Origin of the sequence: Pseudotabrizicola sediminis, assembly GCF_004745575.1 — a bacterium.
Classification (GTDB): Bacteria; Pseudomonadota; Alphaproteobacteria; order Rhodobacterales; family Rhodobacteraceae; genus Pseudotabrizicola; species Pseudotabrizicola sediminis.
On sequence record NZ_RPEM01000002.1, the window covers coordinates 347,277 to 366,909 of the forward strand.

Below are 19,633 nucleotides of genomic sequence, written 5' to 3' on the forward strand. Positions count from 1 at the left end.
TCAGCTTGGGCGATCCATGGTCAGAAGGCGCAGCAAATGACAAGACCCGATCTGATGGTTATGGGTGGCGGCATCTTTGGCCTGTCCATCGCGTGGGAGGCGGCACGACGCGGCGCACGGGTGCGGCTGATAGAGGTGACGCGCGTTGGCGCCGGGTCATCGGGTGGCGTGGTCGGCGCACTGGCCCCGCACGTGCCGGAAAACTGGAATGAAAAGAAAGCGTTCCAACTGGACAGCCTGCTGATGGCTGAAGACTTCTGGTCCGGCGTGACCGCAGCTTCCGGCCTGCCCGCCGGCTATGCCCGGCTGGGCCGGTTGCAACCGTTGGACAGTGCCGAGGCCTTGGACCGCGCGACCGAGCGGGGGGCCGAGGCGCAGGCCCTGTGGCAGGGCCGGGCGCAGTGGCAGGTGGTGCCCGCGACGGGGGCGGAATGGGAACCACACAGCCCGACAGGCATGCTGATCCACGATACCCTGTCCGCCCGCCTGCACCCGCGCATGGCCAGCACTGCATTGGTTGCCGCGATCCGCGCCAAGGGAGGAGAAGTCATGATTGGCGACGCCGAGACATCTGGCCCGGTGATCTGGGCCACCGGCCATGCGGGTCTGCTGGCGCTGAACGAGGATCTGGGGCGCAAGGTCGGGGCGGGGGTCAAGGGGCAGGCGCTGCTGCTGGCCCATGCTGCAAGCGATCTGCCGCAGATGCAGGTCGACGGGCTGCACATCGTGCCGCATGCGGATGGCACGGTGGCCATCGGCTCTACGTCCGAAAACCAGTGGGACGATCCGGTGTCGGTCGACGCGCACTGCGATACGCTGCTGGCCCGCGCGATTGCCGCTGTGCCCGCCTTGCGCGGCGCGCCGGTGTTGGAACGCTGGGCCGGTATCCGCCCCCGCGCCCGCAGCCGCGCGCCCATGCTGGGCGCATGGCCGGGACGGGTGGGGGAGTATGTGGCCAACGGTGGCTTCAAGATCGGCTTTGGCATGGCCCCCAAGGTCGCGCAGGTGATGGTAGATCTGGTGCTGGACGGGGTGGACAGGGTGCCGGAGGGATTTCGGGTGGAGGCTTCGCTGTAGGCGTTGGTCTTGCGGAAAGCGCCGGGGGCTCTGCCCCTGGACCCCCGGGATAATTAAAGACTGAAAATATCAGCGGGCCATCTCGTTGCGCAGAAGCTGCATCAGTTCGGTCAACCCTTTCCGGGCACGTTCGTCCTTGAGATGGCCTTTCTCATCAAAGGCCTCGCCCGAGTTAGCGATGAACACCTCGGGCCCCGGCAGCAAGCGCGGGCGAAACGGTACAAGACAATGGCGCAGGGAAAATTGCGACCGCTCGCCCCCTGCGCGGCCTGCAGCGGCCGAGAGGATGGCCACTGGCTTGTCGCGCCACGGTGCACCTTTGGTGCGGCTGACCCAGTCGAGCGCGTTTTTCAGCACGCCGGACAGGTTCTTGTTGTATTCCGGCGTGGCGATGATGACCGCATCGGCGCTGGCGATCTGATCGGCGAGGGTCAGCACCTCGGGCGGCATGCCCGCAGCCTCCAGATCGCCGTCGTAGAGCGGCAGGCGCAGGATACCTTCGGTAAAGCTGCACTCGCCAAAGGCGCGCACGGCCTCAAGCATCAATAGGCGGTTGGTGGAGGCGGCGCGAAGTGAGCCGCAGAGGCCCAGAAGGGTCGGGGTCATGGCAATCCTTGAGAAAAGACGGATAGGGCAAGAGGCGCGACGAGCGCCGTCGCGATGGCATTTAGCGCCATGCCAAGCGCCGCAAAGGCCCCGGCGGTGGGATGCACCTGCAAGGCGCGGGCGGTGCCGATGCCATGGCTGGTCAGCCCCACGGCAAAGCCGCGCGCCCTCCAGTCGCGCAACCGCAGCAGGTTCAGAAGTGGCGTGGCCACCACCGCGCCGGTGATGCCGGTCAGGATCACCAGAACGGCCGTCAGCGTCGGCGACCCGCCGATCCGCTCGGCGATGCCGATGGCCACCGGTGCGGTCGCGGATTTTGGCGCAAGCGACGCCAGCACCGTCGCGTCCACCCCCAGCGCCGCCCCGATGGCCAGTGCCGACAGCGCCGCGGTCAGCGAGCCTGCGACCAGCGCCGCCAGCACCGGCCACAGCGCGCGTCGCAGCCGGGGCAGGCTGTCATAAAGCGGTAGGGCAAGCGCCACGGTCGCCGGACCCAGCAGGAAGTGGACAAACTGCGCGCCCTCAAAATAAGTCGCATAGGGCGTGGCGGTCAGATGCAGCACAAGCGCCAATACCGCCACCGCGATCAGCACCGGGTTGACCAGCGGCGTGCGCCCCGCCAGCCGGAAACAGGCATCCCCCAGTGTGTAAGCCGCCAGTGTCGCGGTCAGCCACAACAGCGGGCCTTGTGACAGATAGCTCCAGATATCGGCGAAATCAGTCATCGTGCGATCCGGTCAGGCGGGCAACGCCTGCAAATGTCAGCGCAGCCACGGCAATGGCAAGAATGGTGGACACCACCACCGCCAGCCCGATGGCAGCCGTCTGGCCGCCCAAAGTGGCAAAATGGCCGACCACTCCGACACCGGCGGGCACGAACAGCAGTGACAGATGTGACAGGATGCCCTGCGCCGTGGGGCGCACGAGCGCGGCAAAGCGGGGCGACACCACCAGCGCCGCCAGCATCAGCACCATGCCAAGCACCGGGCCGGGCAGCGGCATAGGCAAGGCGCGGGCGAGTGTTTCGCCGACAAGCTGAAAGGTCAGGATTGCGATCAGGGCGTGAAGCATCGGCGCGGCCTTTGTCTGTTTTGGTCGAGCGTAAGACCTTTGGCGCAAAAGGAAAGGGCGGCTTTGGCCTTGGCCGTCCCCCTCGGATCAGACTGCGCGCTGGAAGGTCAGCGTGGTCACCCGGTCATGTCCGGGATGGCTGCTGCGTCCGACCTCGGCAAATCCCATGGCACGAAAGGCGGCATGGTTCTCGACCAGTTCTACCCGTGTTTGCAGTTCCAGCACCGGCAGACCCAACGCGCGTGCCCGTGCCGCCGCCGTCTCCATCAATACGCGCGCCAGACCCTTTCTCCGATGCGTGCCCGCCACCGCCAGCTTGCCCAGATACAGCGCCTGCGGCCTTATCGTAAGGACCATGCAGGCCACCGGCGGCGCGCCGATCACCCAGACCTCGCCCGTTCGGGCCTGCGCGGCAATCACCTCGGCGGTCAGCGTCAGCATGGACGAGGGCGGATCAATCCGCCCCTCCATCGCGGCGAATTCCTGCCGGATCAGGTGAAGAATGCCGGTCCAGTCATACGGATCAATCGCTCGGGTGGGGGTCATCTGGACGGGCATCTGCCTTGCGCTTCAACTGCCAGACCACAGAACGACAAACCGACCCGCCCTGCAAGGGGCCAACATCTTGGGGATAACCAGCTTCTGACCGCCAGATGCGGGGGCAGCCCTGTTGACTCTGCCCCCATGGATACCCAACCATTGCCATCTTGCGACTCAACGAGGCACAGGTGCGTTTTTCCCGGCTCCGGCTCAACGGCTTCAAAAGCTTTGTCGACCCCACGGATCTGGTGATCCATGAGGGGCTGACCGGCGTGGTCGGGCCAAACGGCTGCGGCAAGTCGAACCTGCTGGAGGCGCTGCGTTGGGTCATGGGCGAAAACCGCCCCACCGCGATGCGCGGCGGCGGGATGGAGGATGTGATCTTTGCCGGGGCTGCCACCCGTGGCGCACGGCATTTTGCCGAAGTGTCGATCGTGATCGACAATCAGGACCGGCTGGCCCCTTCGGGGTTCAACGACGCCGACACGATCGAGATCGTGCGCCGGATCACCCGCGATGCGGGCTCCGCCTACAAGGCTAATGCCAAGGATGTGCGCGCCCGCGATGTGCAGATGCTGTTCGCCGATGCCTCTACCGGATCACATTCCCCGGCGCTGGTGCGGCAAGGGCAGATATCGGAGCTGATCAACGCCAAGCCCAAATCGCGCCGCCGCATTCTGGAAGAGGCCGCCGGCATCTCGGGTCTTTATGCCCGGCGGCACGAAGCTGAATTGAAACTGTCCGGCGCCGAGCAGAACCTTTTGCGCGTCGATGACGTGCTCGAAGGACTGGCCCAACAGGTTGCCACCCTGACCCGTCAGGCCCGGCAAGCCGCCCGTTACCGCGAAATCGGCGAAGACCTGCGCCGGTCCGAAGGCATGCTTTTGTTCCGCCGCTGGCGCGAGGCCGATCTGGCCCGGGCCGAGGCCGAGGCGCAGTTGCGTGACCGTCTGGTGGCCGCAGGCAAGGCCGATGCTGTCACCCGCGCCGCCAGCAAGGCGCGCGAGGCCCGCGAAGACGCCCTGCCACCGAAGCGAGAGGAAGAGGCGGTGGCGGCGGCAATCCTGCAGCGCCTTGTCCTGCAACGCGACGCTTTGGGCGATCAGGAAGCCCGGGCAATGCAGTTGATCGACACCCTGCGCGGCCGCATCACCCAGCTTGACCGGGATATGGAGCGTGAGGCCGGGCTGAACCGGGACGCGGGCGAGACGATCAGTCGGCTTGACTGGGAGGTGGAGCAGCTTCTGCGCGCGCATGACGGCCACGACAACCGGCTGGCCGAGGCGGCGGACACCGCGCGCGACGCGGGGGCTATCCTGTCCGACCGTGAAACCCTGCTGTCACAGGCCACCGAGGATTCCGCCCGCCTCGCCGCCCGCCACCAGTCGGTGCAGCGCCTGCTGTCGGACACCCGCGCCACAGTGGGCCGGGCCGAGGCCGAAGCCGCCCGCGCGCGGGACATGGTTGACGCTGCCGCCGAAGCGCTGGAGGCCGCGACCGAGGCCTATGCCGGTGCCACCGAAGGGCAGGAAGACGCCGCCGCCCTGGCCGAAGCCGCCGAAGAGGCGCTTGAACTGGCTGAATCCGCCCGCGCCGAAGCACAGGGCCGCGAGGCCGAAGCCCGCGCCGCCCGTGGCGAGGCGGAAGGCGAGGCCAATGCCCTGCGTGCCGAAGTCGCGGCTCTGGCGCGTCTGGTGGACCGCGAATCGCAGGCAGGTCACCAGTTGTTAGACCGGCTTTCGGTGGAGCCGGGTTATGAAAAGGCGCTCGGGGCCGCCCTGTCGGATGATCTGCGCGCGCCCGAAGTTGCCGCCGATGCCCGGTCGGGCTGGGCCGTGCTGCCCGGCTATGATGATACCGCGCCCTTGCCCATGGGCGCGCAGCCCCTTGCCAGCCATGTCGGGGCGCCAGACGTGCTCGACCGCAGGCTGTCGCAGATTGGCCTTGTGGAACGTGCGAACGGGGCCACCCTGCAACCCAACCTGCAACCCGGGCAACGCCTTGTCAGCCTTGAAGGCGACCTTTGGCGCTGGGATGGCTTCCGTGCCGCCGCCGAAGATGCCCCCTCCGCCGCTGCTGCCCGTCTGCAACAACTCAACCGCCTTGTGCAGCTGAAACTGGATCTGGAGCAGGTCTCTGCCCGTGCCGAAGGCGCAAAGCGCGCGCATGAGGCGTTGCAGACCCGCCTTGCCGATCTGGCCCGCGCCGACCAGATGGCCCGCGACGCCCGCCGCGCCGCAGATGCCCGCGTGACCGAAGCCAACCGCGCCGCCAGTCGGGCCGAGGCCGAAGCCTCCATCGCGGGTGGTAAACTGGACTCTGCCCGCCTCGCTGTCGCCCGTTATGAAGATGAGGCGATGGCCGCCCGCACCCGCCTGCGCGAGGCCGAGGCGAACGCCACCGACCTGCCCGACCTTGACGCCGCTCGTGACCGGGTGGAGGCCGCCAAGGTCGCGGTCGAGGCCGCCCGTCTGGCCATGCTCACCCGTCGCTCTGCCCATGACGAGTTGCGCCGCGAAGGCGAGGCGCGCGTACGCCGCCGGCAAGAGGCGACCAAGGAAATGTCCGGCTGGCGACACCGGCTGGAGACGGCGGAAAAGCGCAGCGCCGAACTAGCCGGTCGCCGGGCGGAAGCGGAGGAAGAGTTGGCAGAGGCCAGCGCCGCCCCCGAAGAACTCGCGGCCAAACGCGAGGAACTGTCCGACGCCATCGACACTGCCGAGTCCCGTCGCCGCAAAGCCGCCGACGCCCTGACCGAGGCCGAAACCGCTTTGCGTGAAGCGCAACTGGCCGAGCGCGACGCCGACCGCCTCAATGGCGAGGCGCGTGAGGCCCGCGCCCGGGCCGAGGCCCGCAATGACGCCGCCCGCGAAACCGTCGCCTATGCCGCCGAGCGCATCGCTGAAGACGCCGACTGTACCCCGGTAGAGCTGCTCGCCTCGCTCAAGGTCGATCCTGACAAGATGCCAGACGCCGAAACCCTCGATGTCGAGGTGCAGCGCCTGAAACGTCAGCGCGAAGCGCTTGGTGCGGTGAACCTGCGCGCGGAAGAGGATATGGCCGCAGTGGCAGGCGAACACGCCACGCTGCTGAAGGAAAAGACCGACCTGGAAGAGGCGATCAAGAAGTTGCGCGCAGGCATCTCGGGCCTGAACCGCGAAGGCCGCGAGCGTCTGCTGACAGCCTTTGAACAGGTCAATCAGAACTTCGCCACGCTGTTCACCCACCTGTTCGGCGGCGGCGAGGCGCGGCTGGTTCTGGTCGAATCCGATGACCCGCTGGAGGCTGGCCTTGAAATCATGTGCCAGCCACCCGGCAAGAAACTCGCCACCCTGTCGCTGCTGTCCGGGGGCGAACAGACCCTGACCGCACTCGCGCTGATCTTCGGCGTCTTCCTCGCCAACCCCGCCCCGATCTGCGTGCTCGATGAGGTGGACGCGCCGCTGGATGACGCGAATGTCACCCGCTTCTGCGACCTTTTAGACGAGATGGCCCGCCGGACCGAAACCCGCTTCCTGATCATCACCCACCACGCTGTCACCATGGCGCGGATGGACCGGCTGTTCGGTGTCACCATGGCCGAACAGGGCGTCAGCCAGTTGGTCAGTGTTGACCTCAAGAAGGCCGAGGCACTGGTTGCATGATCACTGCGCTACGGACCGCAGGCTTTCTGGCCGTCGAGGTTGAAGGCGATGTGTTGCACGCCCGCCTTTGGGCCAGTTCGGTCGACTTCACCGCCACGCCAGAGGGCGATCAGTGGTGCCTTGCCCTGCACTGGCCGGTCCGTGCCTCTGACGCGCAACGCGCGCAGTGGAACGCCACCCACCCCGATGCCCCGATGGACATCCGCAGCGGTGAAACCCGGCTGTCGATGCTGGTCTCGTCGGATGACCCGCAAAGGCTCTCCCTCTGGGCCGCCTTGGCCGAGGAAGCGATCGCACAGATGGTTCGCTGGCGCCGCGCCCAACGCCAACCGGGCGAAGGCTACTGACCGCAAAGCCCTGTACTTGCGAATTCAGTACTCTGGGGGCGTTCGCGAGCCGGGGATTGCACTCCAAGCCCGAGGCAAAGGCCCTTTGCCTTTGCCGAGACACACGCGTGCGGCGCAGCCGCTCCGTCAGGTCACAGCGCGTCCAGCAGCGCCTGCGTTGGCCAGGCATCGGCGGGCATCCCCAGCCGCGCCTGTTCCTTCTGCACCGCTGCACGGGTGCCTGACCCCAGAATGCCGTCGATGCGGCCTACGTCATGCCCCAGCGCGGCCAGCTTTTCCTGCAGCCGCATCATCTGGCTCTCGTCCAGACCCGGCTCGGGGTTGCCCGCAGCATAGACCGGCGCGCCTTCCAGCCGTGTGGCGAAATAGGCCCCGGTAAGCACATAGGTAAAGCTCTGATTCCAGTCGAACAGCGTGTGAAAATTCGGATAGGCCAGAAAGGCCGGGCCAAGTCGTCCCTGCGGCAGGATCAGCGACCCCACCCCATCTGGAAGCGTCTCACGCCCCGCAACCCCCATCGCCTGCCACTCGGCCACCGGCAGTTGCACCCCCAGCCCCGACAGCGCCCAGTCCATCTGGCCCGGCACCGCAACCTCGGCCAGCCAAGGCTGGCCCGCCCGCCAGCCATGGTGCTGCAGCAACCGCGCGCCCGACAGCAGCGCATCGGATACCGATGTCTTCAAGGTCACATGCCCGTCGCCATCGCCATCTACCCCGCGCGCCAGAATATCGGCGGGCAGCATCTGCACCATGCCGATCTCGCCCGCCCAGGCCCCGGTGGTATCGGTCGAAAGGTCACCCTTGGCATGCAGGGCAATCGCCGCGAGGATCTGCGGCTGAAACAGCTCTGGCCGGCGGCAATCATGGCTCAGTGTCACCAGCGCATCACGGGTGTTGAAATCACCCTGCACCGCGCCGTAATCGGTCTCGAATGCCCAGAACGCCAGCAAGATGCCGCGCGGCACCCCGTATTCCGCCTCTGCCCGGTCAAAGATCGCCGCATGCTCTGCCGCAAGTGCGCGCCCCCGTTCCCGCCGCGCGGCAGAGATCAGCCGCCGGGAAAAATCGGTGAAATTCATCCGGAACACGCCCTGCGACCGGTCGGCCCGCAACACGCCCTCATCAATGCGCGCCCCTGACAGATAGCTGCGGGCCGCGTCTTCCGGCAGGCCAGCTGCCACCGCTTCGGCGGTCATCGCGGCGGTGAAATCGGACAGCGCCCCTCCACAGGGTGCGGCGATGGCGGGGCTGCTCATCAGCAGCAGGGCAAGGGCAATACGCATGGCGCAAACCCTAGATCAGCGCCACGCAAGCGACAAGCAACAGCATCAGCCCCCAGGCCCGCCACAGCGCCCGACAGGCCGCGTCGATATCGCCCGGCCCCGCATCGCGCCGCCCCTCGGGCCAGACCCAGGGAAAGTCCGACATCACCCCGTGATAGGCGCGCGGTCCCGACAGCGCGACATTCAGCACCACGGCCATCGCCGCCTCGGGCCAGCCCGCATTCGGGCTGCGGTGCAAGGGCGCGTCGCGCAAGACAGGTCGCGCCGCCAGCCGCCCGTGCGACACCCCGATCAGCACCGCCGTCAACCGTGCCGGGATCAAGTTCAAAAGATCGTCAAACCGGGCCGAGGCCCAGCCGAACTCTTCATGCCGTTCAGTGCGATGGCCGATCATGCTATCCGCCGTGTTGGTGATCTTGTAGACCAGCATCAACGGCAAGCCTCCCACCAGAAACCAGAACGCGGGCGCGATCACCCCGTCCGACAGGTTTTCCGCCGCGCTTTCAATCGCAGCCCGCGCGACGCCCGGTTCTTCCAGCGCCGCTGTATCGCGCCCGACGATCATTGCCACCGCCCGCCGCCCTGCAGGCAGCGACTGGCGCAAGCCATTGGCCACGGCGCGCACATGATCGACCAGCGATTTCTGTGCCAGCAGGATTGCCGCCGCGATCCCTTCCAACACCCCGAAATCCGGCACCAGCGCGATCAGATGCCCCAGCGCATAGGCCCCCAGCACCATCATCACCAGCGCCGCCACCCCCTTTGCACGGCGCCGCGCACCCGCATTCAGCCGCTGGTCCAGAACGCCGACCACCCGGCCCATCAGCACCGCAGGATGCGGAACCCGGTCCCAGATCGCGCGTGGCTCGCCAAAGGCGGCATCCAGCAACATGGCAAAGAACAGGATCATTGCGGCATATCCCCCTTTTGCCGGGGGAGTCCCGGACATTGGCACGGATTACACCGCCGATTCGCGCGATAACAGGGGTTGCAGGCCTGGGCGTTGTTTCAATCCGCTCCGAAATGCCGGTTCTTCAGTTCGATTTCAGGCCTCTTGGTCCACTGTCACCCGATTGACTTGATTTTAACCAATGATGGCGCAGACTGTTAAGAGTTGGTTTAAGGGGGGGGGAAGCTGTGCTGGAATTTCTGCCGCAAGACATTCGTGACGGGCTGGATGCCGCCCGCAAGCGCGAGGCAAAGCGCAAATCCCGTCTGCGGGTTCAGGTGGGCGAAGCGGTGTTCCCGGTGCTGCGCTTCTGGCACGATGGATTTGTGCTCGATGGCGACCTTGCGCCACATCTGCGCGGGCTGGTCGATCTGTACGACGGGTCCAACCACATCTTTCAATGCCTGATTGTCGCTTCCAGTCTGGAAAACGGCGATCTGGTCTGCGAATTCAAACGCTCCACCGCCGTACAGGACAAGGCCCCACTGGATTTCTGGCGCGATGAAAACGCGCCCGTGGCCTATCTGCCGCGCGCCTGACCGATGGCGGGGCAGGGGCCGATGGCCCCGGCCTCTTGTGCGTTACTGCAAATCGCCAAATGCCGACTGCAACCGTGCGACTGCCTCTTCCACCCGCGCGCGCGGGGTGGCGATGTTGAACCGCAGATAGCTTTCGCCGCCGGCGCCAAAGGTTTCGCCATGGTTGGCGCAGATCTGCGCCGCCTTTTCCACCCGCGCCTTGAACTCGGCGGGGGCCATCCCTGTGCCGGTGAAGTCCACCCAAGACAGATAGGTCGCCTCCAGCGGCATCGACTGCAGGCCGGGAATGGCATTCACGCCTTCGTCGAACAGCCGCCGGTTGCCATCCAGATAAGCCACCAGCGCATCGACCCAGACCGCCCCCTCGGGTGAATAGGCGGCTTCGGCCATGTGCATGCCAAAGGAATTGGGCGAAATCCCCAAAGCCATGATCCGCGCCGCAAACTTCGCCCGCAGGGCAGGATCGGCTATGATGACATTGCCGATGTGCGCGCCCGCGATGTTGAAGGTCTTGGTCGAGGCCGTCAGCATCACCAGCCGGTCGGCGCAATCGGGGGCGACCAGCGGCATCGCATGATGCTTGTGACCCGGCATCACCAGATCATGGTGTATCTCATCCGAGATCAGGATCAGATCATGCCGTTTGCAGAAGTCCGCCACGCCGCGCAATTCATCCGCCGTCCAGACCCGCCCACCGGGATTGTGTGGTGAACACAGGATCAGCATCCGCTCGCCCCCGGTCATCTGCGCGTCCCATGCGGCGAAATCCATCTCATAGCGCCCGGCCACCAGCGCCAATGTGCATTCCACCACTACACGGTCCGCCGCTTTTATGGTGCGGGCAAAAGCGTGATACACCGGGGTCATCAGCACCACACTGTCACCGGGCTGCGTAAAGGCGTCAACCACCAGCCCGGTCGCATTGACCAACCCATGTGTGGTGAAGATATGGTCGGGGTCCAGCGCCCAGCCGTGGCGGGTCTGCATCCACCAGCGGATCGCCTCGCGGTAGCCGGCATCATCGCCGTAATAGCCGTACACCCCATGCGCGGCCATTTTTTCGACCGCAGCCTGCACACAAGCCGGCGGGCGGAAATCCATATCCGCCACCCACATCGACAACCCCTTGTCTGCGGGCACACCATACAGGCGCTCCATCATGTCCCATTTTACCGAATGGGTGCCAAAGCGGTTGATCTGATCGTCGAAATCCATGAAATCGCCTTTTCCTGTGGGTCGCTCGTTCCGGTTATAGACGTTTTGCGGGGAAGTCATCCCGATCTGACCCCGTCATGCGGTGAATTGATCTGCAAACGCGGCATATGCCGGACCATTCTCCTTGCGGCCTCTGCCCCTTGCGCGAACTGACCCCGCACCGTAAATCATCCCCATGATCCGCCCCATCCTGATCCATCCCGATCCGCGCCTCAAGAAGCCCTGTGAGACAGTGGCAGTCTTTGACGGCGATTTGCGTAGGCTCGCTGACGACATGTTCGAGACGATGTATGACGCTCCCGGCATCGGCCTTGCCGCACCGCAGATCGGCGTGATGCAACGCGTGCTGGTGATGGATTGCATCAAGGACGGTCCGCCGCGCCCGATGGCGCTGATCAACCCGCGCGTGGTCTGGTCGTCGGAAGACCTGTCCATCTATGAGGAAGGCTGCCTGTCGATCCCTGACCAATACGCCGAAGTGCGTCGCCCGGCCGAGGTGCGGGTGGCGTGGCAGGCGCTGGACGGGTCGGAGCAGGAGGAACAGTTTGCCGGGTTGTGGTCCACCTGTGTGCAGCATGAAATCGACCATCTGAACGGCAAGCTGTTCATTGATTATCTGGGCCCGCTCAAGCGCCAGATGATCACCCGCAAGATGGAAAAGCTTAAGCGCGAACGCGCGCGGCAGGGTTGAGGATGCCGGTTCTTTCCATCCTGACATGGCCCGATCCGCGCCTTGCCACCCCATGCCTGCCGGTTGGGGAGGAAGATGTCACCCAACTCGCCATCGACATGCTTGACACCATGTATGCTGCTCCCGGTCGCGGACTTGCCGCGCCGCAGGTTGGTGTGCTCAAACGTCTGTTTGTGATGGACGTGACGTGGAAAGAAGGTACCCCCTCCCCCCGCATCATCATCAACCCGCAGATCCTGTGGCGCTCGGATGATATCGCCACCGGGTCCGAGGGTTGCCTGTCGATTCCCGGCATCGCCACCGATATCCCCCGCGCCACCCAGATTCGCATGAACTGGACCGATCAGCATGGCCGGGCGCAGGATGAGGTGCTGACTGGTTTTGCCGCGATCTGCGCGCAACACGAATATGACCACCTTGACGGCATCGTCACCTTTGACCGCCTGGCCCCCGACCTGCGTACGGCAGTGGAAGCGGCGTATCTGGACGCAAACCCCACATGACCCGCCCTTGTATCCCATGGCCCCACCCGGTGCTGCGCACCCCCGCCGCCGATGTGGCGGGCATCACCGATGATATCCGTGCGATCTGGGACGAAATGGTGCAGGTGATGGATGCCATGCCTGGCTATGGCCTCGCCGCCGTTCAGATCGGGGTGCCGCTGCGTCTGGCGGTTGTCGATTGTTCCGACGCCCGAGGGCAGGCCATCCGCATGGCCAACCCAGAAATCCTGCACGCCAGTGGGCAAATGCGCGAGCATGAAGAAGCCAGTCCCAATCTGCCCGGCGTCTCTGCGATCATCAAACGCCCCCGCGCGGTGACGGTGCGCTATCTGAACGCCGATGGCGTGATCGAGGACCGTGATTTCGTCAACCTTTGGGCCACTTCGGCGCAGCACCAGGTCGACCATCTGGCGGGCAAGATGTATTTCGATCATCTCTCGCCGCTCAAGCGCAAGATGCTGATTGCCAAGGCAGAAAAGGCACGCAAACGGCTATGAATATCATCTTCATGGGCACGCCTGAATTTTCCGTCCCGGTGCTGGAAGCCCTTGCCGCGCAGCACGAGATCGTCGCCGTCTACACCCAGCCCCCCCGCCCTGCCGGGCGCGGCAAGGCTGACCGCCCCAGCCCGGTGCACCAAAAGGCACTGGCCCTTGGCTTGCCGGTCCGCCATCCGGCGCGGCTGAAAGACCCCGCCGATCAGGCGGAGTTTGCTGCGCTGCAGGCCGATATCGCCGTCGTCGTCGCATATGGCCTGATCTTGCCGCAAGCGGTGCTGGATGCCCCCCGCCTTGGTTGTCTGAACATCCACGCCAGCCTGCTGCCGCGTTGGCGCGGGGCCGCGCCGATCCACCGTGCGATCATGGCCGGGGATGAAACGACCGGCATCTGCATCATGCAGATGGAGGCGGGGCTGGACACCGGCCCGGTGTTGCTGCGGCAGGAAACGCTGATTGATGCGACGGAAACCACCGCCGACCTTCACGACCGGCTGTCTGCCATGGGGGCTGCGCTGATCTTGCGGGCGCTGGACCAGTTGCCCGCTCTGATCCCGCAGACGCAACCCGTTGAAGGCGTAACCTACGCGGCGAAAATCGACAAAACCGAGGCGCGGATCGACTTCGCCCAACCTGCTACGATCGTCGACCGCCAGATCCGCGGCCTGTCGCCCTTCCCCGGCGCGTGGGTGCAAATCGGGGCCGAGCGGGTGAAGTTTCTGCGCTCCCGCGTCGCTGCTGGCAGCGGCGCGCCGGGGCAGGTGCTGCACGGCTTCACCATCGCCTGCGGCACCGGCGCGGTCGAGGTGACAGAGGCGCAGCGCGAAGGCAAGCGCCCGATGCCCGCCTCCGAAGTTCTCAAGGGCCTGCGCCTGCCAGAGCGTCTGGACTAGCCTTTCCGCCGCCGGCCCCCCATATTGAGTGGGACAACCGAAAGGCCGAACATGCCCATCATTGCCCTGATCATCATCGGTGCCGCCGCAGGGTTTATCGCCACGCGGATGATGAAGCTTGAAACCGATGTGCTGACCACCGTGGCCATCGGCGTCTTTGGTGCACTGATCGGCGGCTTCGCGCTGCGCTTTCTGATCACCATCACCGGCTGGATGGCAGGCTTTGTCGGTGCGGTTCTTGGCGCGCTGCTGCTGATCTGGCTGTGGAAAGCCTACACCTCCCCGCCCAAGTAACCGCGTTCACTGTCAGGTCAGCCGCTTCACCGCGTCTTTCAATTTGAATCCCTTGTCTCCGGCAGGTTGCCACAGCAATTGCCCTTGCCACGCGGCAAACAGCAGCGCCGCCGCCTCGCGCCCCTTGGCTCCGCCGCCCAAGCGCACCGCCAGCGCCTGTTCCACGCGCACCCGCCAGGAAATGGCCCGGTGCCGCAGGACCGGGTCATCCAGATGCCGGACCAGCAGCGGCAGGACCGCCGCATCACCCGTGTCGTCGCCCAAAGCCTTGACCAGCATCTGCGCCCCCTTGACCGACAGGTCCGACTGCCCCTCGGCGGTATCACTGATGCGGTCCAGCGCGTCCCAGCCATCCAGCAGCGCGGCGCGCACCATTCCCTCTTGCGAGCCATAGCGCTGCACCAGTGTAGGTGCCGCCAACCCGGTGACCCGCGCCACCGCGCCAAAACTGGCCGCCCGCTCGCCCGATTGCAGCATCAAGGCGCGGATGTGCAAAAAAATAAGACTATCGGGGATGAGTTTTGTACGTGACATCCACCCAACATAAACGGCGGTTCACTTGTCGCGCAAGTCTTGACGCGTTGGCGGCAGGGTTCGGGCCGGGCGGGGCCGGTACACCGGCAGGCGCCAACCAAACACCAGACTGCCCGCTCGCAGAGTGAACGTCACTGCTGCGCAGGCCAACAGCTCCAGCCCATCCTCGGCCCCGGCGCGCTCTGCCACAATCGCCGCCAGCGCCCCCGCAAAGGCGCACGAGACATACAATTCGCCTTGTTTCAACACCAAGGGCACTTCGTTGCACACCACGTCGCGCATCAGCCCGCCCATGCAGCCGGTGACCATCCCCATGATCAGGATCACCGGCCAGCCCATGCCGGCCCCAACCGCCGCCGCCACCCCGGCCGGCACCGCCACGGCCAAGGCGCAGGCGTCCAGCCACAGGATCGCGCGGTAGCGGCTTTCCAGAAGATGGGCAGCAAAGAACACGGTTACTGCCGCCAGCGTGGCCATCCCCAGCATCATCGGGTCGACGATCCAGAACACATCACGGTCCAGCATCACGTCGCGCAACGTGCCGCCGCCTGTTGCGGTCAGGCTGGCGATAAAGATGAAGCCCACGATATCCAGCTGCGCCCGGCTGGCCACCAAGGCCCCGGTCAGCGCAAACACCGCAACCGACGCATAATCGAGGAATGGCAGCAGCCACAGCAGCGTCATGGCTTGCCCGGCTTGAACGGGGCCATCCCGGCGCGGGCCAGCGCATCAGCGCGCTCATTCTCCGCATGTCCCGCATGACCCTTGATCCAGCGCCATTCCACCGTGTGCCGCTCTTGCGCCGCCTCCAGCCGTTGCCAAAGTTCGATGTTCTTCACCGGCTTGTTGTCGGCGGTTTTCCAGCCCCGGCGTTTCCAGCTGTGAATCCAGGTGGTGACGCCGTTCTTCACATAGGCGCTGTCGGTGACGATGATCAGATCCGACGGGCGCGACAGCGCCTCCAGCGCAGAGATCGCCGCCATCAGCTCCATCCGGTTGTTGGTGGTGTCGGCCTCGCCGCCCTGCAGTTCGCGCTGTTTCACGACCGCGTCGCCGTCGCGCGCGATCATCAAGACGCCCCAGCCACCGGGGCCGGGATTGCCGGAACACGCTCCGTCGGTATAAGCGTAAAGCTGGGGCATGGGCGCATCCTTGTGACTGTGGCCCCGGATAGGCCGGGCCGCAGGCTGGGTCAACCGGCGTTCAAGGCCCTGAACCGAAGCCCTCGGGTCAAAGCGCGATCGGCACCGCCAGGCAGGCCAGCACCACCGCCGTCAGGCCGACGCGCAACCGCAGCCACCAGTCGGGTGCGGTGCCCATCTTCCAGAAATGCCAGTCCAGCATCAGCAACCCCACAAACCCGGCAAACAGGTTTACCGCCGCGTCGCCCGGGGTCCCGTTCACCATGAAAAACGCCCACAGCGCCGGCGCGACCGACAGGATATAGCCCACCGCTGCCTCGGGTCCGGTGGCGCGCGTGGCAAAGCCCCAGAGCACGCCCGACATGAAGGACAAGATCACCGTGCCATAGGTCAGGCTGACATAGGTGCCAATGAACAGCGGCCCCATGAACCGCCCGCCCCAACCCGCCAGCCCCGGCGACAGGGCAGTGGCCGCCCCCCACACAAAAGGCAACAACCCTGCCACCCCAAGGATCAGGGCCGTTCTTGGAATAGGCTCCACCGCACCACCTGCATCACATCATTTGATCAAAGGTCATAAGGTGATCCGGGGCGGCGTCCAGCCTTCGGCTGCAAATCCGCTCTGGCGTTGCCGCAGGGTCACGGCTGGGGCATGACGCAGGGCCCGTCGCGACACCTGGGCTCGCCCCCGTCCCTCGGGCATGCCCGCAGCGGATTGGTTCAAAAACTGCCATCCGGCAGCCTGCGCCGGGTGTGCCTTTCAGGACAGGGCGCGACCTGCGGCAGCCCGGATCACGCCGGTTCGCGCAGGATGCGCGGCACCTTGAATTCGATGTTTTCCTGCGCGGTTTCAACCAGTTCCACCGTAGTCGTAAAGCGAGCGCGGAAAGCGTCAATCACCTCGTTCACCAGCACCTCGGGCGCCGAGGCCCCTGCTGTGATACCAACCGACCGGATGCCTTCCAGCGCGCGCCAGTCGATATCCGTGGCGCGCTGGATCAACTGGGCATAGGCGCAGCCCGCTGCTGATCCGACTTCGACCAGCCGTTTGGAATTGGATGAATTCGGCGCGCCGATCACCAGCAGGGCATCAATGCGCGGCGCAATCGCCTTGACCGCCATCTGCCGGTTGGTGGTGGCATAGCAGATATCTTCATGCGCCGGAGCATGGATGGCCGGAAAGCGTGCTTTCAGCGCCGCCGCGATATCCGCCGTGTCATCGACCGACAGGGTGGTCTGGGTGATGAAGGCCAGCTTTTCCGGATCGCGCACCTGCAGCCCCGCCACATCGGCCACCGTCTCGACCAGCAGTACCTCGCCATCGGGCAACTGCCCCATGGTACCCACGGTTTCGGGGTGGCCCGCATGGCCGATCATGATCATCTGCAACCCGGCCTCGTGGTGGCGCGCGGCTTCGTTGTGCACCTTGGTCACCAGCGGGCAGGTGGCATCCACCGCGATCATCTCGCGCCGCGCGGCCTCGGCCGGCACCGCCTTGGGCACACCATGGGCGGAAAACACCACCGGGCGGTCGGGTGGGCAATCATCCAGTTCCTCGACGAACACCGCGCCCTGCGCGCGCAGGGCATCGACCACGAACTTGTTGTGCACGATTTCATGCCGCACATAGACTGGCGCGCCCCATTTGATCAGCGCCAGTTCGACAATCTTGATCGCCCGGTCAACACCGGCACAAAACCCGCGCGGGGCTGCGAGGTAAAGGTGCAGTGGTGGCAGTTCGGTCATGGCGGGCCTTTGGCGTCAGGGTCACATCAGAGGTAAGGCGAACCGGCCCGCAGGTCCAGCCCCCGATGCGGCCCTTACCCCCAGATCCCCAGCCCGATCAGCGCCACCACGGCATAGCGCGCCGTCTTGGCAATCGTTACCAGCACCAGAAACCGGGGCAGGGACACCCGCAGCGCGCCGGAAAGTGCAACGATGAAATCCCCGCCCGGCGCCCAGCTGAACAGCAGCGCCCAGATCCCCCACCGCCCGAACCAGCGTTCCGCCTTTTCCCGCCGCTCCGGCGTCAAGCCCAGCCAGCGCGCCCCCCGCGCCCCGCCCAGACCCCGGCCAAGCGCATAGGTCACGCAAGACCCAAGGATATTCCCGACCGACGCCACCAGAACCAGCGCCCATAGCGGCACCGTGCCTTGTGCCATCAGCGCCAGGAACACCACCTCGGACTGAAAGGGAATCGGCGTCGCGGCCAGCAACGCCGCCACAAACAGCCCCAACAAGGACGTGCTGGTCAGCATAGAACGCGCAGCCGCGGCGGGGATGCCGCCCGCCTCATGTGAAACATCCGTGTCATCCCGCGGGATCTAGCGTGCCGGGCTTCTGAGGTCCACCCGGTCCGGTGCCGCGCCTGTCTGGCGGGTCTACTCCAGCCCTCATGCGGGTCGGGGTCCGGGCCAAGGCACGAAAACCAAAACGGGGCGCCGCAGCGCCCCGTTTTTCGTCATTTCACCATTTCGCCAGTGTCTTCCCGCTCGCCAAAGGCACGCGGTTCGCGGGGTGGGCGGCCGATCACGTCGCGCAGCTCTTCCAGCTCGATGAAATTGTCGCACTGGCGGCGCAGCTCATCCGCGATCATCGGCGGCTGGCTGCGGATGGTCGACACAACCGACACTCGCACACCCTGACGCTGCAGACTCTCGATCAGCGGCCGGAAATCCCCATCTCCGGAAAACAGAACGATATGGTCCACACGCGGCGCAAGTTCCATCGCATCGACGGCCAGTTCGATATCCATGTTCCCCTTGACCTTCCGCCGGCCCTGGCTGTCGGTATATTCCTTGGCCGGTTTGGTCACCATGGTAAAGCCGTTGTAGTGCAGCCAGTCCACCAGCGGACGGATCGGCGAATACTCGTCGTTTTCAAGCAATGCAGTGTAATAAAACGCGCGCAGCAGCTTGCCGCGCCGCATGAATTCCTGCCTCAGCAGCTTGTAGTCGATATCAAACCCCAACGCTTTGGCCGCTGCGTAAAGGTTTGATCCGTCAATGAACAGCGCAAGCCGTTCGTCCTTGTAAAACATCTAGTTGTCCCCTCGAAAATTCTGTCCCCGTCGCGCCAACAAGTGAGTGGTCGGTCGGTAAGTGTAAGTGTTAATCTGGTAATCGAAATCAGCGCTGTCTAAGGACAAGTTTTGATATCAGTCCGAAACGTCTCGCCGCAAGCTGGTCTATACGAAAGTGTAACACTATCATGCAAAACAGATTGCAAGCTCTGGTTGCGCTCGGTGCCAATTTGTCTTTTGGCGGGTTTTCACCTGACCAGATCATCACGGATGTGTTGGAGTGCCTCAACAGTTCCGTTACAAGAGTTAGGCACCAAAGCCGCCTGTTCAAGACGCCGGCCTTTCCGAAAGGCTCTGGTCCCGACTATGTGAATGCGGCGGCCGTGCTGGACGTTCCGCCGGGCCTTGGCCCACAGGCGCTTTTGCGCCACCTGCATGACATTGAGGCGCAGTTTGGCCGTCGGCGCGACAGCCGCTGGGGCACGCGCACTCTCGACATCGACCTGCTGGCATTGGCTGATCTCGTTCTGCCTGACGCCGCCACGCAAAACCATTGGCGCGCCCTGCCGCCTGCGGATCAGGCGCGTCTGACCCCGGATCAGCTGATCCTGCCGCACCCCCGCCTGCAGGACCGCGCCTTTGTGCTGGTGCCCCTGGCCGAGATCGCGCCGGATTGGGTGCATCCCCTGTTGCAGCGCAGCGTCCTGCAGATGCTTGATGCGCTTTCGCCCGAAGATCGCGCCGAAGTGCGGGTGATCGGCTGAATCCGGGGTTGTCAAGTCCCGG

Annotated in this window: 24 protein-coding genes; 10 read left to right on the top strand and 14 right to left on the bottom strand. The window is 65.3% G+C overall.

What is annotated here, in order from left to right; genetic code table 11:
- The first annotated feature begins 36 nt into the window (after positions 1–36).
- Positions 37–1,077, top strand: a complete 1,041-nt coding sequence (locus tag EEB11_RS04325; protein WP_135429181.1) for an NAD(P)/FAD-dependent oxidoreductase — start codon at positions 37–39, stop codon at positions 1,075–1,077.
- Between the two features lie 69 nt (positions 1,078–1,146).
- On the opposite strand, the gene EEB11_RS04330 is transcribed toward EEB11_RS04325, so the two are convergent.
- From EEB11_RS04330 to EEB11_RS04345, 4 genes are all read right to left on the bottom strand, one after another.
- Positions 1,147–1,683 (bottom strand): NADPH-dependent FMN reductase, encoded by a 537-nt coding sequence (locus EEB11_RS04330; RefSeq protein ID WP_135429182.1) that lies wholly within the window; start codon positions 1,681–1,683, stop codon positions 1,147–1,149.
- Positions 1,680–2,408, bottom strand: a complete 729-nt coding sequence (locus tag EEB11_RS04335) for an LrgB family protein (RefSeq protein ID WP_135429183.1) — start codon at positions 2,406–2,408, stop codon at positions 1,680–1,682. The genes EEB11_RS04330 and EEB11_RS04335 overlap by 4 nt, the downstream gene beginning before the upstream one ends.
- Positions 2,401–2,754 (bottom strand): CidA/LrgA family protein, encoded by a 354-nt coding sequence (locus tag EEB11_RS04340; protein WP_135429184.1) that lies wholly within the window; start codon positions 2,752–2,754, stop codon positions 2,401–2,403. Before EEB11_RS04340 ends, EEB11_RS04335 begins: the two co-directional genes overlap by 8 nt.
- Positions 2,755–2,841: 87 nt before the next feature.
- Entirely contained in the window at positions 2,842–3,300 is a 459-nt protein-coding gene (locus EEB11_RS04345) for a GNAT family N-acetyltransferase (RefSeq protein ID WP_135429185.1), read from the bottom strand.
- Positions 3,301–3,482: 182 nt separating this feature from the next.
- Here EEB11_RS04345 and smc point away from each other — a divergent pair, with 182 nt between their 5' ends.
- Both smc and EEB11_RS04355 read left to right on the top strand, forming a co-directional pair.
- Positions 3,483–6,938: a chromosome segregation protein SMC gene (smc, locus tag EEB11_RS04350; protein ID WP_135429186.1), complete on the top strand. Its 3,456-nt coding sequence runs from the start codon at positions 3,483–3,485 to the stop codon at positions 6,936–6,938.
- Positions 6,935–7,285, top strand: coding sequence for a hypothetical protein (locus EEB11_RS04355; protein ID WP_135429187.1), 351 nt, complete (start codon positions 6,935–6,937; stop codon positions 7,283–7,285). The genes smc and EEB11_RS04355 overlap by 4 nt, the downstream gene beginning before the upstream one ends.
- A gap of 131 nt (positions 7,286–7,416) precedes the next feature.
- Here the strand turns inward: EEB11_RS04355 and EEB11_RS04360 are convergent, their stop codons facing one another.
- Both EEB11_RS04360 and cbiB read right to left on the bottom strand, forming a co-directional pair.
- Positions 7,417–8,568: a lytic murein transglycosylase gene (locus tag EEB11_RS04360; protein ID WP_135429188.1), complete on the bottom strand. Its 1,152-nt coding sequence runs from the start codon at positions 8,566–8,568 to the stop codon at positions 7,417–7,419.
- 10 nt (positions 8,569–8,578) lie between these two features.
- The gene (gene cbiB / locus EEB11_RS04365) at positions 8,579–9,478 is read right to left on the bottom strand and encodes an adenosylcobinamide-phosphate synthase CbiB (RefSeq protein ID WP_135429189.1); all 900 of its coding nucleotides are present in this window, start codon (positions 9,476–9,478) and stop codon (positions 8,579–8,581) included.
- Positions 9,479–9,705: 227 nt separating this feature from the next.
- Between cbiB and EEB11_RS04370 the strand changes: the two genes are divergently transcribed.
- Complete coding sequence (locus EEB11_RS04370; protein ID WP_135429190.1) at positions 9,706–10,056, top strand: hypothetical protein; 351 nt, start codon at positions 9,706–9,708, stop codon at positions 10,054–10,056.
- Between the two features lie 42 nt (positions 10,057–10,098).
- Here the strand turns inward: EEB11_RS04370 and EEB11_RS04375 are convergent, their stop codons facing one another.
- Positions 10,099–11,271, bottom strand: a complete 1,173-nt coding sequence (locus EEB11_RS04375; RefSeq protein ID WP_135429191.1) for a MalY/PatB family protein — start codon at positions 11,269–11,271, stop codon at positions 10,099–10,101.
- 175 nt (positions 11,272–11,446) lie between these two features.
- On the opposite strand from EEB11_RS04375, the gene def (EEB11_RS04380) reads away from it, so the two are divergent.
- The 5 genes from def (EEB11_RS04380) to EEB11_RS04400 are packed head-to-tail and all read left to right on the top strand — an operon-like array spanning position 11,447 to position 14,149.
- On the top strand, positions 11,447–11,962 hold the full coding sequence (def, locus tag EEB11_RS04380; protein WP_135429192.1) for a peptide deformylase: 516 nt from the start codon (positions 11,447–11,449) through the stop codon (positions 11,960–11,962).
- Between the two features lie 2 nt (positions 11,963–11,964).
- Positions 11,965–12,465 (top strand): peptide deformylase, encoded by a 501-nt coding sequence (gene def, locus EEB11_RS04385; RefSeq protein ID WP_135429193.1) that lies wholly within the window; start codon positions 11,965–11,967, stop codon positions 12,463–12,465.
- Positions 12,462–12,962 (top strand): peptide deformylase, encoded by a 501-nt coding sequence (gene def, locus EEB11_RS04390; RefSeq protein WP_135429194.1) that lies wholly within the window; start codon positions 12,462–12,464, stop codon positions 12,960–12,962. The genes def (EEB11_RS04385) and def (EEB11_RS04390) overlap by 4 nt, the downstream gene beginning before the upstream one ends.
- Positions 12,959–13,855: a methionyl-tRNA formyltransferase gene (fmt, locus tag EEB11_RS04395; protein ID WP_135429195.1), complete on the top strand. Its 897-nt coding sequence runs from the start codon at positions 12,959–12,961 to the stop codon at positions 13,853–13,855. The genes def (EEB11_RS04390) and fmt overlap by 4 nt, the downstream gene beginning before the upstream one ends.
- A 51-nt stretch (positions 13,856–13,906) precedes the next feature.
- Entirely contained in the window at positions 13,907–14,149 is a 243-nt protein-coding gene (locus EEB11_RS04400; protein WP_135429196.1) for a GlsB/YeaQ/YmgE family stress response membrane protein, read from the top strand.
- Between the two features lie 12 nt (positions 14,150–14,161).
- Here the strand turns inward: EEB11_RS04400 and EEB11_RS04405 are convergent, their stop codons facing one another.
- From EEB11_RS04405 to EEB11_RS04435, 7 genes are all read right to left on the bottom strand, one after another.
- Complete coding sequence (locus EEB11_RS04405) at positions 14,162–14,683, bottom strand: transcriptional regulator (protein ID WP_135429197.1); 522 nt, start codon at positions 14,681–14,683, stop codon at positions 14,162–14,164.
- A gap of 21 nt (positions 14,684–14,704) precedes the next feature.
- Positions 14,705–15,367, bottom strand: a complete 663-nt coding sequence (locus EEB11_RS04410; protein WP_135429198.1) for a trimeric intracellular cation channel family protein — start codon at positions 15,365–15,367, stop codon at positions 14,705–14,707.
- On the bottom strand, positions 15,364–15,825 hold the full coding sequence (rnhA, locus tag EEB11_RS04415; protein WP_135429199.1) for a ribonuclease HI: 462 nt from the start codon (positions 15,823–15,825) through the stop codon (positions 15,364–15,366). Before rnhA ends, EEB11_RS04410 begins: the two co-directional genes overlap by 4 nt.
- 88 nt (positions 15,826–15,913) lie before the next feature.
- A complete protein-coding gene (locus EEB11_RS04420) occupies positions 15,914–16,366 on the bottom strand; it encodes a DUF3429 domain-containing protein (protein WP_135429200.1) in 453 nt (150 codons plus the stop codon).
- Between the two features lie 251 nt (positions 16,367–16,617).
- A complete protein-coding gene (ispH, locus tag EEB11_RS04425; RefSeq protein ID WP_135429201.1) occupies positions 16,618–17,571 on the bottom strand; it encodes a 4-hydroxy-3-methylbut-2-enyl diphosphate reductase in 954 nt (317 codons plus the stop codon).
- Between the two features lie 74 nt (positions 17,572–17,645).
- Positions 17,646–18,083, bottom strand: a complete 438-nt coding sequence (locus EEB11_RS04430) for a YqaA family protein (RefSeq protein ID WP_135429202.1) — start codon at positions 18,081–18,083, stop codon at positions 17,646–17,648.
- Between the two features lie 203 nt (positions 18,084–18,286).
- Complete coding sequence (locus EEB11_RS04435) at positions 18,287–18,865, bottom strand: LabA-like NYN domain-containing protein (RefSeq protein ID WP_135429203.1); 579 nt, start codon at positions 18,863–18,865, stop codon at positions 18,287–18,289.
- Positions 18,866–19,035: 170 nt separating this feature from the next.
- On the opposite strand from EEB11_RS04435, the gene folK reads away from it, so the two are divergent.
- The gene (gene folK, locus EEB11_RS04440; RefSeq protein WP_135429204.1) at positions 19,036–19,611 is read left to right on the top strand and encodes a 2-amino-4-hydroxy-6-hydroxymethyldihydropteridine diphosphokinase; all 576 of its coding nucleotides are present in this window, start codon (positions 19,036–19,038) and stop codon (positions 19,609–19,611) included.
- Positions 19,612–19,633: the final 22 nt, after the last annotated feature.

Coding starts and splice junctions, on each gene's coding strand:
- EEB11_RS04325 (WP_135429181.1), top strand. CDS start 37: ATGACAAGACCCGATCTGATGGTTATGGGTGGCGGCATCTTTGGCCTG.
- EEB11_RS04330 (WP_135429182.1), bottom strand. CDS start 1,683: ATGACCCCGACCCTTCTGGGCCTCTGCGGCTCACTTCGCGCCGCCTCC.
- EEB11_RS04335 (WP_135429183.1), bottom strand. CDS start 2,408: ATGACTGATTTCGCCGATATCTGGAGCTATCTGTCACAAGGCCCGCTG.
- EEB11_RS04340 (WP_135429184.1), bottom strand. CDS start 2,754: ATGCTTCACGCCCTGATCGCAATCCTGACCTTTCAGCTTGTCGGCGAA.
- EEB11_RS04345 (WP_135429185.1), bottom strand. CDS start 3,300: ATGACCCCCACCCGAGCGATTGATCCGTATGACTGGACCGGCATTCTT.
- EEB11_RS04355 (WP_135429187.1), top strand. CDS start 6,935: ATGATCACTGCGCTACGGACCGCAGGCTTTCTGGCCGTCGAGGTTGAA.
- EEB11_RS04360 (WP_135429188.1), bottom strand. CDS start 8,568: ATGCGTATTGCCCTTGCCCTGCTGCTGATGAGCAGCCCCGCCATCGCC.
- cbiB (WP_135429189.1), bottom strand. CDS start 9,478: ATGATCCTGTTCTTTGCCATGTTGCTGGATGCCGCCTTTGGCGAGCCA.
- EEB11_RS04375 (WP_135429191.1), bottom strand. CDS start 11,271: ATGGATTTCGACGATCAGATCAACCGCTTTGGCACCCATTCGGTAAAA.
- def (WP_135429192.1), top strand. CDS start 11,447: ATGATCCGCCCCATCCTGATCCATCCCGATCCGCGCCTCAAGAAGCCC.
- def (WP_135429193.1), top strand. CDS start 11,965: ATGCCGGTTCTTTCCATCCTGACATGGCCCGATCCGCGCCTTGCCACC.
- def (WP_135429194.1), top strand. CDS start 12,462: ATGACCCGCCCTTGTATCCCATGGCCCCACCCGGTGCTGCGCACCCCC.
- fmt (WP_135429195.1), top strand. CDS start 12,959: ATGAATATCATCTTCATGGGCACGCCTGAATTTTCCGTCCCGGTGCTG.
- EEB11_RS04400 (WP_135429196.1), top strand. CDS start 13,907: ATGCCCATCATTGCCCTGATCATCATCGGTGCCGCCGCAGGGTTTATC.
- EEB11_RS04405 (WP_135429197.1), bottom strand. CDS start 14,683: ATGTCACGTACAAAACTCATCCCCGATAGTCTTATTTTTTTGCACATC.
- EEB11_RS04410 (WP_135429198.1), bottom strand. CDS start 15,367: ATGACGCTGCTGTGGCTGCTGCCATTCCTCGATTATGCGTCGGTTGCG.
- rnhA (WP_135429199.1), bottom strand. CDS start 15,825: ATGCCCCAGCTTTACGCTTATACCGACGGAGCGTGTTCCGGCAATCCC.
- ispH (WP_135429201.1), bottom strand. CDS start 17,571: ATGACCGAACTGCCACCACTGCACCTTTACCTCGCAGCCCCGCGCGGG.
- EEB11_RS04430 (WP_135429202.1), bottom strand. CDS start 18,083: ATGCTGACCAGCACGTCCTTGTTGGGGCTGTTTGTGGCGGCGTTGCTG.
- EEB11_RS04435 (WP_135429203.1), bottom strand. CDS start 18,865: ATGTTTTACAAGGACGAACGGCTTGCGCTGTTCATTGACGGATCAAAC.
- folK (WP_135429204.1), top strand. CDS start 19,036: ATGCAAAACAGATTGCAAGCTCTGGTTGCGCTCGGTGCCAATTTGTCT.